Annotated in this window: 11 protein-coding genes; 6 read left to right on the top strand and 5 right to left on the bottom strand. The window is 43.4% G+C overall.

The window, feature by feature from the left end; genetic code table 11:
* Positions 1-21: 21 nt before the first annotated feature.
* Positions 22-1,149 carry a metallophosphoesterase family protein gene (locus tag J2W55_RS16415; RefSeq protein WP_310097875.1) on the bottom strand — a complete coding sequence of 376 codons (1,128 nt, stop codon included), beginning with the start codon at positions 1,147-1,149 and terminating at the stop codon, positions 22-24.
* Between the two features lie 120 nt (positions 1,150-1,269).
* On the opposite strand from J2W55_RS16415, the gene J2W55_RS16410 reads away from it, so the two are divergent.
* Positions 1,270-1,881: a GDSL-type esterase/lipase family protein gene (locus J2W55_RS16410; protein WP_310097871.1), complete on the top strand. Its 612-nt coding sequence runs from the start codon at positions 1,270-1,272 to the stop codon at positions 1,879-1,881.
* Between the two features lie 35 nt (positions 1,882-1,916).
* Entirely contained in the window at positions 1,917-2,645 is a 729-nt protein-coding gene (locus J2W55_RS16405) for an esterase family protein (protein ID WP_310097869.1), read from the top strand.
* Between the two features lie 18 nt (positions 2,646-2,663).
* On the opposite strand, the gene J2W55_RS16400 is transcribed toward J2W55_RS16405, so the two are convergent.
* On the bottom strand, positions 2,664-3,128 hold the full coding sequence (locus J2W55_RS16400; RefSeq protein WP_310097866.1) for a DinB family protein: 465 nt from the start codon (positions 3,126-3,128) through the stop codon (positions 2,664-2,666).
* Between the two features lie 113 nt (positions 3,129-3,241).
* On the opposite strand from J2W55_RS16400, the gene J2W55_RS16395 reads away from it, so the two are divergent.
* Positions 3,242-5,980 carry a bifunctional YncE family protein/alkaline phosphatase family protein gene (locus tag J2W55_RS16395; protein ID WP_310097863.1) on the top strand — a complete coding sequence of 913 codons (2,739 nt, stop codon included), beginning with the start codon at positions 3,242-3,244 and terminating at the stop codon, positions 5,978-5,980.
* A 52-nt stretch (positions 5,981-6,032) separates the two neighbouring features.
* Here the strand turns inward: J2W55_RS16395 and J2W55_RS16390 are convergent, their stop codons facing one another.
* Both J2W55_RS16390 and J2W55_RS16385 read right to left on the bottom strand, forming a co-directional pair.
* On the bottom strand, positions 6,033-6,797 hold the full coding sequence (locus J2W55_RS16390) for an SDR family NAD(P)-dependent oxidoreductase (RefSeq protein ID WP_310097860.1): 765 nt from the start codon (positions 6,795-6,797) through the stop codon (positions 6,033-6,035).
* A gap of 110 nt (positions 6,798-6,907) precedes the next feature.
* Positions 6,908-7,810 carry a helix-turn-helix domain-containing protein gene (locus tag J2W55_RS16385; RefSeq protein ID WP_310097857.1) on the bottom strand — a complete coding sequence of 301 codons (903 nt, stop codon included), beginning with the start codon at positions 7,808-7,810 and terminating at the stop codon, positions 6,908-6,910.
* A 186-nt stretch (positions 7,811-7,996) separates the two neighbouring features.
* Between J2W55_RS16385 and J2W55_RS16380 the strand changes: the two genes are divergently transcribed.
* On the top strand, positions 7,997-8,548 hold the full coding sequence (locus J2W55_RS16380; protein ID WP_310097855.1) for an RNA polymerase sigma-70 factor: 552 nt from the start codon (positions 7,997-7,999) through the stop codon (positions 8,546-8,548).
* Between the two features lie 107 nt (positions 8,549-8,655).
* Here J2W55_RS16380 and J2W55_RS16375 read toward each other — a convergent pair whose 3' ends face one another.
* Entirely contained in the window at positions 8,656-11,037 is a 2,382-nt protein-coding gene (locus J2W55_RS16375) for an ABC transporter permease (protein ID WP_310097852.1), read from the bottom strand.
* A gap of 335 nt (positions 11,038-11,372) precedes the next feature.
* On the opposite strand from J2W55_RS16375, the gene J2W55_RS16370 reads away from it, so the two are divergent.
* Together J2W55_RS16370 and J2W55_RS16365 are read left to right on the top strand one after the other, a co-directional pair.
* Positions 11,373-13,748: an ABC transporter permease gene (locus J2W55_RS16370; RefSeq protein ID WP_310097849.1), complete on the top strand. Its 2,376-nt coding sequence runs from the start codon at positions 11,373-11,375 to the stop codon at positions 13,746-13,748.
* A 134-nt stretch (positions 13,749-13,882) separates the two neighbouring features.
* On the top strand, positions 13,883-14,965 hold the full coding sequence (locus J2W55_RS16365) for a FecR family protein (protein WP_310097846.1): 1,083 nt from the start codon (positions 13,883-13,885) through the stop codon (positions 14,963-14,965).
* The last annotated feature ends 11 nt before the right edge of the window (positions 14,966-14,976 follow it).

Below are 14,976 nucleotides of genomic sequence, written 5' to 3'. Positions count from 1 at the left end.
AAATTATAACGTAGTACATTGTTATTTCTCAGGAATTTGAAGAGTAAACCGATCGGCTAATGTCGCCTGATTGTCCGGTTCGGTTTGCTCTCCGGCCACTGTATAATATTCCCCGGTTATCGTTAAGCCTTCAGCGGCCTTTTCTATCGCCATTTTTAAAAAGCCGTGTTTTGAGTCGCAATATTTTACCAGCCTGATGTTATCAAACAAGTGATCATAGCTGGTAAACCGTTTGTCGTCGGGCTGTGCCACGGCGTGCAGTTCATCAAAGCCGCCGGCGCCTGCCACAATATAGGTAAGCGCTTTGGAATCGTTATATATTTTGTTGAACCGCTGGTAATTGTGCACATGGCCGCTCATTACCAGGTCTGGTTTAATGCCGGTTTCCTCAAATACATCTTCCAGTAATTCAATCATCGGCCGGCTTGATCCGTGATTAATATCGGATGAATAGGGGGCATGGTGCAAACAAACAAATAAAGCTTTTTCGGGTCTTTCGCGGTTATTTGCTTTAAGCTCTTCAGCAAACCATTCGCGTTGTTCGGCAGTTATAACGCCAAATTTGGGTACATTACTATGTAAGCCAATAATGTTAACCAGCGGGGTTTTCAGTGTCCAGTATATATTGGGCTGCACCATGCTTGTTTTACCGGCACCTCCGCCTAAACTAACAGGCCGTGAAATGGTATCACAAAATACTTTGGCAAATGCGTCCAGGCTCTTGTATGGCACAGGGTTCGCCGTATTTATGTCGCTGTCGTGATTACCTGCAATGGCAAATATCGGGCCCGGGTAATTTTTGTATGGAGTAAAAAACTGCTCATCGTAATATTCAGCTTCTCCATAATTATATACAATATCACCCAAATGGTACAGAAACTGCGGCCGCTCATTTACATCAGCAGTATCATATTGTCTTGCCATTGCCGACGCGATTACCCCAATGTTCTCGGGATGCCGTACGCTGCCGGTATCGCCAAGCACATGAAAAATAATTTTCTGATCGCTTATATGAGGTAATATTTTATCTGCGGATAAGTGATAGGGGTACTCACCAGCGGGAGAAGGCAAAGGCTGAAATTTATAGCTATCATCAGGCTGATCAAGCTTGAAAACCGGTTTTGTTTGTAAGGGGTCGGCTGTTGTCATAATGAAACATATATGGCGTCAAAAATACAAAACTGGTATTAAGCCTTGATTAAATGTTTATGGATGTCTTTGCTTTTAACCGTAATTTTCTACATTTAGCGTTATAATGTAAAATAGTGTATGTATTGGTACGAAGATGAGATAAAGGGGCTTGAAAGAGAGAGGTTAAAATTAGTTGATCAGCCATCAACATTGTTCTATGGGAGTTCGTCCATCAGGTTGTGGAATACGCTGTCTGATGATTTTAAACTTTTTAAACCGGTTAACCTGGGGTTTGGCGGTTCAACGCTTGCCGCATGTTCATGGTTTTTTGATCGCGTTGTAGCGCCCTACGATGCTAAATCCATTGTGGTATATGCGGGCGATAATGATCTGGGCGACGGCAGGCATCCCGAAGAAATATTTATTTTTTTTGAACAATTAGTTCATCAAATTTCAAAACGCTTTGGCGCAATTCCGTGTTATTATGTATCTATTAAGCCCAGTATTACCCGCTGGAGCTTAGTTAATTCATTAAAATATACTAATAATATTATTGAAAATGAAATCATAAAACAAGATAATAACTGGAAATTTATTAATATATTTAATAAAATGCTAAATAAGGATGGTTATCCGGAAAAAGAATACTTTCAATCCGACGGTCTCCATCTAAGTTTGAAGGGATATACCTTGTGGAAACAAATTATCCATGCACGACTTTTAGAAAATTTTCACGCAGAATTAATATAAACATCATACAATAGCGCCATCTTGTAACGCACAGTATGGATAGAGAATACGTTCAGTGGTATAGCCCGATTCTTCATAAAAATATGGAAATGCTGGTGTTTGGCTACGGCGGAGCCGCTGTTTTATTTTTTCCGGCCAGGATGGGGCGATTTTATGATTATGAGAACTGGCGGGTGATAGAAGCCATGCGCGATAAAATTGAGAAAGGATATATACAGGTTTATTGCGTTGACAGTTTTGATTGCGAAAGCCTTTATAGTTCAGGGTTCCATCCATCGGTGAAAATAATGCGGCATATACAATATGAACAATATATACTGCAGGAAGTAATACCTTTTATAGAAAAAAAAAATCCTGGTTCCTTTAAAATTGCCGCCGGTTGCAGTCTTGGCGCATATCATGCTGTGAACATTTCATTTCGGCATCCTGATATCTTTAATAAGGTAATTGGCATGAGCGGCAGATATGACATTGCCACTAAAATAGGCCATTATGAAGATTTGCTGGAAGGGTACTGGGATGAGAACGTTTATTTTAATATGCCAATGCAATATATCCCTAATTTGAATGATGCTGATAAATTATTGGATATGAAACAGTTGGAGGTGGTGTTAGCCATTGGTCAGGAGGATGTATTGCTGGATAATAATCGCGCACTTACCCAGATCCTGACTGAAAAAGGTGTAAACACCTCGTTGTATATCTGGGATAAGGAAGCCCACCAGGCAAGGTCATGGCGCCAAATGGTAGCTAATTATTTGTAGGCTTTGGCAAAATAAGGTTTATTTATAATTAGCCAGTTGAAAAATAGTTAACAGATGATGGGCTTCGTGCAATAAAAAAAACTCGGTCCATTTCATAATGTTCAAATTTCCGTAAACCGGGTGGGTGCCTGTTTTATTCAATTCTGTTTCCGAAATACCTTCAATTAATCGGAGTATATCCTCGCGGTCTGCGTTAATTTGTTTAATCAGATCATTTGTGGGTCGCGTTCTCCAGCCTTCAAATTCCGGATCATCCTCGGCTTTGTAGCGGCCGAATGAAGGGTTCCCTGTTAATAGAATTTTATTGATCCGCTCCATAAACACAAGTTGATATCTTGCTAAATGCGCTATGTTTTCATGTATGCTCCATTTATCGGGTCGAATTTCTTTAAGCAATTGCTGTTCATCAAGATCAAAAATGATCTCACAGATTGTTTCATGCTGTAATTTTAACCTGCAAGTTATTGAATTACTAATTTTCATATGCGATATTATATGGTTAATAACAATACTAAGTAACAATTATGATAATTTAGTACCTCTTAACTTCCAATACATGTTGTTACTATAATTTTACTGTTTACAAACAGAAACGTATGATTAATAAAAACCTTACAATAAGCACTTTTATAGTGATGTTATTTATATCGCTTTCGGCCTGCCACACGGTGAACAGCAATAAGCAACCTGCCGAAAATGAACAGGCCAATATGCACAGCGCCTATGATGACAGTACACTTAACCGAACTATACTGCCTGTTTTAATGCCTTACAACCGCATAATTGATCCTGCCGGAAAGGTGATATCTTTTGGCGATGCGGACGATGAGAACCATAGCATGGATGTAAGACTGATACCCGGCAGCAAACTTATAGCTGTGGAAGACAGGTATGGTATTACCTTAATTGATACGGTTCAAAGCAAGGTGGTTACCCGCTGGACCTATAAACAGGATGCCCGGTACCGGGGCCTTACAAGTACCTATTCCGGCTTAAAAGTTTTAAAGACCGTCAACCAAACCCAGATATTCTGGAGCGCGGCAGCGGGCAAAGGCAAGGACTCCAAATCATATGTTTTCCAGGCAATTTGGGATGGCGAAAAGATAAATATTAAAGATACGTTTACTTTTAAGGCCGAAGGGGAATCGCCGCTGGCACTGCCTAATGACCTGGCTATAAATAATGAGGATGGCACCAATTTTCTTTATGTGGTTTTAAACGGTAACAACCAGTTGGTTAAAATTGATCTTTCAACAAATAAAACAGTTTGGACAAAATCTACAGGCGTTGCACCCTATGGTATTGTAATAGCCAAAAATAAAGCTTTCGTAACAAATTGGGCGGGTCCGCAGGCGGTTGATACGGTGAACAGGGAAACAGCGGGTATACCATACGGCAAAGCATATATCGACCCTAAAACCGGTGCTACAGCCCGGGGCACAGTTATGGTGATGAGTTTGGAAAAAGGAGAGGTAATAAAGGAAATACCGGTGGGCCTGCATCCAAATGCTATTATAAGTAGTGCCGACGAAGCTTTTGTTTATGTTGCCAACGGTAACAGTGATATGGTATCGGTTATATCAACAGGCTCGCTCCAAAATATTGATGCCATCGACGTAAAATTAAACCCGGGCAAAAAAAGCTATATAGGCGATACCCCCAATGCCCTGGCCATTAACACAGATGGAACTATATTATACGTTGCCAACGGACTTGATAATGCAGTAGCTGTGGTTAAGCTGGGCTCAAAAGCTGCAACAAAAGGCACTGGCAATAACGCGGTAAGGGGTTTTATACCAACCGAAGCTTATCCCGGCGGACTTGCCGTTGATGGTAATACCTTATTTGTAACCAACCTTGAAGGCGAAGGCTCACGCATAAACAGCAAGGAAATTAGTAAAGCCGGACTAGGCGGAGAGGTAGCAGAAGGGAGCCCCAAAGCTTATAACTCGCATCACCAAAAAGCTACGGTCTCCATTATTTCAATTCCCGGCGATGCCCTGTTAAAACAGTACACCCAAAAAGTGCAGGACCTTAACCTGAGTTTCAGGCAGCAAATCGCGCAGTTATTGCCACGTAAAAATGTTCCGGCGCGGCCTATGCCTGAGCGTATCGGCGAACCATCGGTATTTAAACATGTACTTTATATCATCAAAGAAAACCGAACTTACGACCAGGTTTTAGGCGATATGCCCGAGGGTAACGGTGCAAAATCATTGTGTATTTATGGGGATAGTGTTACGCCGAACCAGCATAACCTTGCCCGTAACTTTTTACTGCTCGATAATTATTACGCATCGGGCAAATGTTCGGCCGAAGGCCACCAATGGACAGATGCCGCCATGGTTACCGATTACGTTGAAAAGAGTGTCAGGTCCTGGTTCCGCAGTTATCCCCACGTTCAGGAAGACGCGCTGGTTTATGACGGTAACGGTTTTATATGGAATAACGCTGCCGACCATGGCAAAACAGTGAGGATCTATGGCGAAGCCTGTGCTGTTCACTTTGATAACAAACTCAGCTGGACAGATATTTATAATAACTATAATGCAGGCAAACCTTTTGTGTTTAATAATACCAGCACCATATCGCGTGTAAGGCCACTGCTGTCACAAAACTATCCCGGTTCTGATGAGCATAAGATCAACGAGCAGTTACGGGCAACCGCTTTTATAAAAGAATTAAATGAGTATGAAAGAAAACCTGGCGATCAGTTACCCCAGCTAATGATCATGGCTCTTTCTGCCGATCATACTGTAGGCACCAGACCGGGCTTCCCAACTCCCGAGGCCATGGTTGCAGATAATGACCTTGCGCTTGGCCGCATTGTTGAAGCGGTATCAAAAAGTCGTTTCTGGAAAAATACCGTGATTTTTGTTACCGAAGATGATTCGCAGGCAGGCTGGGATCATGTTTCTGCATACCGTACCACCGGTTTTGTAATAAGCCCTTATAGCCGCTTACAAAGCAAAGTGAGCAAAAATTACAACCAAACGTGTATAGTGCGTTCAATTGAGCAGATATTAGGGTTGCCGCCAATGAACATCATTGATGCAACTGCATTACCTATGTTTGATTGCTTTACCAACAAACCATCTGATTATACCTATCAAAGCTTAAAAAATCGTATACCTTTAAATAAGATCAATCCGCAGTTATCATCACTTAAAGGAGCCCCCCTTCATTATGCACAGTTATCTTTAAGACCTGAGTATGACCATATTGATGGCGGTAATGATGATATTATGAACCGGATATTATGGTTTGCAGCCAAAGGCAAAAAGCCTTACCCGGCTAAACTTGCAGGCAAGGACACAGACGACGATGATGATTAATTGTAAAAACAGGCAGGTTGAAACAAAGTCTCTCTGCCTGTTTTACAGTATTTTATAAGTACATGCCACCAGAAACTTCAATACGCTGGGCGTTGATCCATCTGGCTTCGTCAGTACATAAAAATGCTACTACGCCGCCTATATCGTCAGGCATCCCAACACGGCCCAACGCTGTCGCGTCAGCAACCGCTTTATTAACATGTTCATTGTCACGCACAACTCCGCCGCCAAAGTCGGTTTCAATGGCTCCCGGCGCTACTACATTTACAGCAATGCCACGAGCCCCAAGTTCTTTTGCCAGGTATTTTGTTAATACTTCAACGCCGCCTTTCATAGCCGCATAAGCCGAATAACCGGGTGTACTAAAACGGGCCAAACCGCTGGATAAGTTAATGATGCGGCCGCCGTCATTGATTAATGGCAAGGCTTTTTGAGTAAGAAAATAAACGCCCTTAAAATGGATGTTAAACAATTGGTTAAAGTCTTCTTCACTTGTTTCAGCAAATGATGAATGCAGGCCAATGCCTGCGTTATTAACCAAAAAGTCAAAGTGGTCTGTATCAAAATTATCTTGCAATGCCGCGGTTACCTGTCCAAAAAATGTGTCAAAACTTTTAATGTCGCCTGCATTTAGTTGTAAAGCAACGGCTTTTTGACCAAGTTGCTCAATTTGTGCTACTACGGCAAGCGCCTCATCTTTTTGGCTGTTATAGGTTATTATTACATCAATTCCTTTTTTTGCAATGCTTAATGCCATATTTTTGCCCAGGCCGCGGCTTCCGCCGGTAATCAAAGCTATTTTTTTTATTTGTGCCATTTTTTTTGTTTTAGATAATTAATTATTTGCTGAAACAAAGATAAACCGCAAAAAAGGCCGGCTGTTTGCAAGTATCAATCCGATTTTTGCAAAATTCAAACAGAAGATAGTTATACCCTGAATGCTGCGGGAGATAATGACGTTTGTTTCCTGAAAAAGTTTGAAAAATGGGCCAGCTGCTCAAAGCCAAGGCAATAACTAATTTCAGAGATATTCCAGTCGGTTTGTTTTAAGAGGATCTTGGCCTCCTGGACTATCCTGTTGCTGATGATATTGGTGGTGGTTTGCCCGGTATTTTCCTTTAACACTTTATTAAGGTGGTTTACATGTACGGCAAGGCGGTCGGCATAATCTTTGGCGGTTCGCAGGCTGAGCTTTTGATGTGGCGACTCAATAGGGAACTGCCGTTCCAGCAGTTCAATAAACAATGAGGAAACACGTGCCGAAGCGGTATGCGAAGGATACAATGCAGTTGCCGGCTGCAGTTTTTGCCCATAATGTATCAGCTCAAGCACATAGTTACGCAACAGGTCGTACTTGTAAGCGTAATTGGAGGATAGCTCCTTATACATCTTTTTGAAAATGAAGGTAATATCTTCGGCTTCCTCATCGGTTAGCTGAAATATGGGGTAACCGCCTGGTTGAAAGATAGGCAGGTCATCAAGTATAACCCCGCTTTTGTTCTGGATCAGGAAGTCGCTGGTAAAAATGCAGAAAAAACCAAACTGGTTATCGTCCTGGGGTACATAGTTATAGGGGATCCTGGGTGTGGCGAACAGCAGTGCGTTTTTTTCAATATCAATTACCTTGTCGGCGTATTCGGCCCGGTTTCGGCCGCTTATCATGCTCACCTTGTAATAAGCCCTGCGGTTATAAGGCATAGCCACCTTTCTTGATCTCATCATCAGCTCATCTATCTTAAACACATTGAAGTGACCGATCTCCTTGTTAATGTCCTCCGGAATTAAAGATGCCGTTTGCTTATAAAATTGTTCAAGTGTTGTAATTGCCATGATTGTTGCAAAATTCAAATATACCATAAAGGTAAATGACTTTGCAAACAATAAAATAAAGTGTTTTGACGATAAAAATGGTAGCTTTAATGGTACAAACGCAGCAAAATACCGTGTTATTTAACGCATTTTAACAAAATAATGCACAAATTTGCTAACTAAAGAAAGTTTTAAACCGATTAAAAAATGCCCCTGGTTTTGAGTACCAATGAATTGATTCGACGTATTCAGATTGATGGGGACGAGGCTGCTTTTAATGAACTGTACCAGCTTCAGGAAGCAAGGCTTTTAAAATTTGCCACAGGTTTTGTGGACGACAGGGAAGCCGCCGAAGAAATAGTAAACGATGTTTTTGTAAAAATATGGCTGGGGCGCCAAACACCCGTTACCATCAGGAACCTACAGGTTTACCTGTACGTGCTTGTTAAAAATGCCTGCCTCAATTATCTGCGGGGTATATCGTCAAAAAGGGTAAAAGAGCTGCAGCTAACCGAAGCCTATTATTTTCATTTATCAGTTGACCCCGCGCAACTACTGATCAGCAAAGAGTTACAGTCCAGAGTTCTGCGCGCGGTTAACGGCTTGCCTCCCCGCTGTAAATTGATATTCAAAATGGTAAAGGAGGACGACCTGTCATGCAATGAGGTGGCAACCATACTTGGCCTTTCAAATAAAACTGTTTTTGCCCAACTGGCCATCGCCCTCAAAAAACTGGACGACGCGCTTAGCAGCAAGTAAGTGTATAAAAAACCATTACCGTTGACCAGGTTCCGTTCCAATATTTATATCCGGTGTGTAATTACCGCTGTTACCAGAGCTTTAAATGCTTAAGGTTATGGCTGTTTCTACTCACTTCTTAAGCTTTTTACCGGGTTGGCCCGGGCTGCGGTTATGCTCTGGTAGCTTATGGTGAGCAATGTTATCGCGATAGCTCCAATGCCTGTAACCGCAAATATCCACCAAGAAAGTTCAACCCGGTAAGTGTAGTGCTGCAGCCAGCCGTGCATAAAGTAATAGGCGAGGGGCGTGGCTATGAACAGCGAAATAATTACCAGCGATACAAAATCTCCCGACATTAACCGCCATAAACCAAAAACTGTTGCGCCTAATACCTTGCGCACCCCAATTTCTTTTACCCGCTGCTCGGCCATAAATGACGCCATGCCAAACAAGCCCAGGCAACTGATAAAAATAGCCAGCATGGCAAAGGAGCTTGCAAGCTTGCCAATACGCTCCTCGGTAGCAAATTTGCGGGCATAGGCATCGTCGGCAAAACGGTACGAAAACGGCACCGAGGGCGAATAGCTTTTACAAACCGTTTCTATTTTACTGAGCGCGTTATGCGCGCTTATATGCGGGTTTATTTTGATCAGTATATCATCCATCGCGCCACGGCCAATACGGAAAATAGTTTGTTTAACCGGCTCATACGGTGATTCCATCACCATATCTTTCACTACGCCAATTACGGTCATGTCCCATTTTCCTACACGTACTATTTGGCCAACCGGATTTTTCAGCCCCATATACTTTACCGCGGCCTGGTTCAAAATAATGGCGGTAGAGTCGGAAACGATCTGGCTGGAGAAATCCCTGCCATCAGTAAACTGCCAGCCTACTGTTTTGCCATAGGTTGGGGTTACATTGATATTTCCAAAAAAGGAGGTCATCGAAGGATCTTTCCCTTTCCAGGTGACATCACCCCGGTTGTTGTTTACCCCGGTTGTTGAACTGGACGATTCGGCAATCTCAGTTATAGCTCCTGTCTGCAGCAGGTCGGTGCGCAGGGCTTCAAAGTGTTTGTGCAGGTCGTCGTTGGTCACCTCAATATCCACAAGGCCATCACGACTATAGCCCACCGGCCGGTTTTTGGCAAATTGTATTTGTTTAAAAATAACAATGGTGCCGATGATCAGCATCACAGATACTGTAAACTGGGTTACCACCAGTACTTTACGCGGGAGAGCCGAGAAGCGACCCGCTTTAAAAGTGCCTTTTAAAACCTTTACCGGGTTAAACGCCGAGAGGTATAGCGCCGGGTAAAGCCCCGCTATGATCCCGGTAAACAAGGTAAAACCAATGCAGGCCACCCAAAAAAGCGGGGTGCTCCATAAAATAGCCATCTGTTTATGGGCCACTTCATTAAACCAGGGTATTGCCAACCAAACAAACAGCAATGAAAGTGTAAATGCCAGCACCGCTATCAGCAATGATTCGCAGAAGAACTGTTTAATTAGCTGCCCGCGTAAAGAGCCTACAGCTTTACGTATACCTACCTCTTTAGCTCGTTTTTCGCTGCGGGCCGTACTCAGGTTCATGAAATTGATGCAGGCCAGCAATAACACAAATATGCCAATGATACCAAAAAGCCATACATACTGGATAGCTCCGCCGGTATTAACCCCGTCCTTAAATTCGGAGTATAAATGCCATTTGCTCATTGGCTGAAGGAATAAGCGCGGGTTAAATTTCCGGTCTTCCTTATCCATTTTATCGAGCTTGATGTTTTTAATTTTAGCAGATACTTTGGCCATATCAGCATGATCAGCAATCTGTACATACATGAACAGGGAATTGTCGCCCCAGTCGGTAGGCGACCTTTCATTACCAGGCGATGTGATATAATATTCCCAGGGGCCAATAAATGCCACGTCATGAAAAGTAGTGTTGTTGGGCAGATCTTCATAAACCCCCGAAACTTTAAACCCGTCTTTATTATCCAGCCTGATAACCTTGTTCATGGGGTTGCCATTGCCAAACAATGCTTTGGCTACCGATTGGGAAATGAGTATGGACGACCGGTCTTTTAATCCGTTGCGTGACCCTTGCAACATCCTTAGCGAAAATATTTCCGGTGCTTCGGCACCCATAAAATTCCCTTTGTAGGAAACCTTTTTATCGTCAACGTTTAAAATATGCTTGTTTGTCCATGATGACAGCGCCAGGTGTTTAAAATCGCTGCCGTAACTTTTGCGCAGCTCCGCATCCAGCGGCAGGGAGATGGCCGAACCGGTATTTACACTGCCGTTAAAAGTTTCATGCTGCATTACCATGGCAACACGATCATAATTGTGGTGGTACTTATCAAATGACAGTTCATCCCATATCCATAAGCCGATAAGTATAGCTACGGCCATACCAACGGCCAGCCCGCCAACATTGATGAAGGAAGATGCCTTGTTTTTGATAAGGTTTCTCCAGGCAATTTTTAAGTAGTTTTTGATCATGGCAAATGCGGTTACAATTAAAATGCTGTTTTAAATATAATGCCAGTGTGTTAATTTGCTGATTATAAGATTTTTATGATTTCATTAGACGACTATAACTGTACCGAAAGCGAACATCCGGGTGTTCGCTTTTGCAGCGGTTTTGACCAGTCTGCATGCATGTCATTATTTAAAACAAATCATACACATTCAAGAAGTTATTCGATAACTGAAAACGGACACCAGTTGTAACGAAAACGAACAGTGATCTTTATTATTTGGCAAATAACTACCTATCATACAATTGGTTAGCATTATGGCATTAGCTTGGTTAAAATTGTTTTTTCCTTAAAGCCATGATCAAGAATTACCTCAAGGTTGCCTGGCGGAATTTGTTCAGGAACAAGTCGCAAAGTTTTATCAATATCGCCGGTCTTTCTGTCGGCCTTGCCTGTGGTTTGCTCATTTTGCTATGGGTACAAAATGAATACAGCGTAGATAGTTTCTTTCAAAACAGCGGGCGCTTGTTCAAGATTTATAAAACCAATTTTGATCATCGCGTACCATCAGGCTCCTACGAAGTGCCCGGAGTGCTGGCCGATGAACTGAAGCGGTCATTCCCGGACATTGAGTATGCAACCAATTTTGGTTTCGGGGAAACCAGCACCTTCCAGGCTGGAAACAAGGTTGTAAAGATGAAAGGAAATTCTGCCGGTGCAGATTTCTTTAAAATGTTCAGTTATCGGCTACTGGCCGGCTCGGCTCAAGCCGCGCTGAATTCTCCCGATGCGATCGCTATCTCCCGTAACATGGCGGAAATATTTTATGGAAGTCCGGACAAAGCGATAGGCAAAGCGATCAAATATCAAAATCAAAAAAATTTTAAGATAACCGCGGTTTTTGAGAACCTGCCTAAAAATGCATCGCAATCTTTTGATTTCCTGACCAACTGGGATGCATTCCTCCAAAATAATCCCTGGGCCAGAGACATGGGTAATACCGGCCCCACAGCTTATGTGTTGCTGCGGCCGCAAGCCAATGCAGCTGCTGTAAATGCGAAGATCGCGCATTTTTTTGACCTTTATTATCACATTAACCGCAGCACAGCCAATAGTTATTCCAATATCGCTTTACAGCCTTATGCGGAAGCGTACCTGCACAGCGACCTGGCAAACGGAAAACCGGGCGGTGGCCGTATCGAATACGTGCACCTGTTCAGTATTATCGCCGTATTCATCCTGTTGATCGCCTGCATCAACTTTATGAACCTGTCTACCGCGCGTTCGGTAAAGCGGGCCAAAGAAGTAGGCGTCCGCAAGGTAGCCGGCGCATTGCGTGGATCACTGATCTGGCAGTTCATCACCGAATCACTATTCATCACACTGCTGGCGGCGGTTATCGCGCTGGTACTGGTGCCGCTTCTGCTGCCTGAGTTTAACCAGATCACCCAAAAACAGCTTAGCCTGCCTTTTGCGCAGCCAGGCTTCTGGCTCACGATTGCCGGTATCACATTGGTGACAGGGCTTATCGCCGGCAGTTACCCTGCCTTATTCCTATCCGCATTTAAACCTATTAAAGTATTAAAGAGCGCCGTTAAACTGGACACCGGCACCCTGTTTTTCCGTAAAGGCCTGGTGGTATTCCAGTTTGTTTTATCGGTGATCCTTGTCACCAGTACCATTATCGTGTCCAGGCAAATGAATTATTTGGCATCCCGCAATCTGGGTTACGACCGTGAAAACGTGGTTTACCTTCCCATAGAGGGAGAACTCTCTGCCCGGTACCAAATTTTCAAACAAGAATTGCTAAAGCGGCCCGGCATTCTGTCCGTCAGCCGCCTCAGTTCACCGCCTGTAAATATTTATGGCAGCACGTCTGCAGTAGACTGGGTAGGGCATGACAGCACCTCGAATGTTTTAATTACGCGCGCGGCTATCGGTTATGATTATTTTAAAACCATGAAGCTTACCTTATTGGCGGGCCGGGAGTTTTCCAGCGCTTATCCGTCTGACAGTTCCGGTTATATCCTGAATGAAACGGCGCTTAAACTAACCGGCTATAAAGACCCGATAGGTAAGCCTTTCCGGTATATGAGAAAGCAAGGAACCATAGTGGGTATTGTAAAAGACTTTCATTTTCACTCCCTGCATGAAGCTGTGGGGCCGATGGTACTGGTAGCAGGCGAAAATGACCCGGCAGGTGTTGTATTGGTAAGGATACAACCCGGCAAAACCAAAGAGGCGCTGGCGGCGATGGAAAATCTCAGCAAAGCGCTTAACCCGGCATTTCCTCCCGTTATTTCTTTTGTAGATGAGCAATACCAACAGCTCTATCAAAGTGAGCAGGTCATCAACCAACTGGCGCATATTTTTGCGTTACTTGCCATATTTATTTCCTGCCTCGGTCTTTTAGGGCTCGCCATGTTTACCGCCGAACAACGGGTGAGGGAGATTGGCATCCGCAAGGTGCTTGGTGCCAGCATCAGCTCTTTGTTCAGCTTATTATCGGTCGAGTTTATTACGCTGATCGGTATCTCGGTCGCTATCGCCTTGCCGGTGGCCTGGTACGGCACCAGCGGCTGGTTGCAAAGCTTCGCTTACCGCACGTCGCTCCCGTGGTGGATATTTGCGCTCTCGGGCCTCCTGATCGTGTCCATCGCATTATTGACTATCAGTCTCCAACTCATTAAAGTGGCATTGCTCAACCCGGTTAAGAGTTTAAGGGGTGAATGACGATCACGCTTGAGACCCATTACCAGGTGAATGATTACCTGTGAATAATGGCGCTGCATTGATGCTCAAAAAAAAGTTTTGTTTCTTTTAGGAAAAACCGTTGTATGCTGTGTCCTTACAGCATACAAATTATTATGGGCAAATCCAGGTTTATTGAGCTAATGGCTAAGCGTATGGGCAAAACTGCCACAGCAGAAGAGTTAGCCGAGCTTGAAATGTTTTTTGAGCAGTTTCCGGAATATAAAAAAGTATATGATGTTACAGGTGCTTTAAAAGGCAACGACGGGCAGATCAACGCGGCCCGGCAAAAAGACACCAGGAAGAAACTTGAAACACTTTGGTATAAAATTAAAAACTCAAGTGACACACCCGAAGCTTTTTTTGAAACCAATAACGTACGGCCCTTATTTAAATGGCAGTGGGCTGCCGCGGCTGTACTGATCTTAGGCATTGCAGGAGGCTTGTTTTTTACCGGAAAATGGAGGAGGGATAATCCGGAAGTAAAATTGGTGATGAATAACATCAGCGTACCATACGGAACAACCAGAACATTGGTTATGCCAGATGGTACCAGGGTAAAGCTCAATGCGGGAAGTACATTTAGTTACCCCTCGGTTTTTGCAAAAAACACAAGGGATGTAAGCCTTAATGGCGAGGGCTTTTTTGAAGTGACCCATAATGTTAAACGGCCGTTTTTTGTGCATACTAATAAGCTTACGGTAAAGGTGCTTGGTACGGTATTTAATGTAAAGGCATACAACAATGATAAAACTGTTGAAACCACCTTGCTTAAAGGTAAGGTGCAGGTTGAATTGAAAGATAATCCTGAAAAGAACATTATCCTGTTGCCAAACGAAAAACTTATGGTAGCCAATAACCAGCCGCAAACAGACGCGATGCCCCTGGCCAACTCCAAAGAGGCAAAAATTGAATACCAGGTAACCACATTGCCGGTATTAAAGCCCGACGGCATCAAAGAAACGGCCTGGCTTGATAACCGTATATTGTTTACCAATGAGCTATTTGAAGATGTAGCCAAACAAATAGAGCGCAAATACAATGTGCAGATGGTGTTTGAAGATGCATCGCTTAAAACCGAACAAATAAGCGGTTTGCTGGATAAGGAATCATTGCAAAGCGCGCTGCAAATTATTGAAGCAACCACCCCGTTCAAATACCGGACGGAAGGAAAGATAATTTACCTGTCGAAAAAATAAAACAAGATTAT

Origin of the sequence: Mucilaginibacter pocheonensis (genome assembly GCF_031456535.1) — a bacterium.
GTDB lineage: Bacteria > Bacteroidota > Bacteroidia > Sphingobacteriales > Sphingobacteriaceae > Mucilaginibacter > Mucilaginibacter pocheonensis.
Note: the sequence above shows the minus strand (reverse complement) of the source record. Positions and strands in the feature narration are given on the sequence as shown.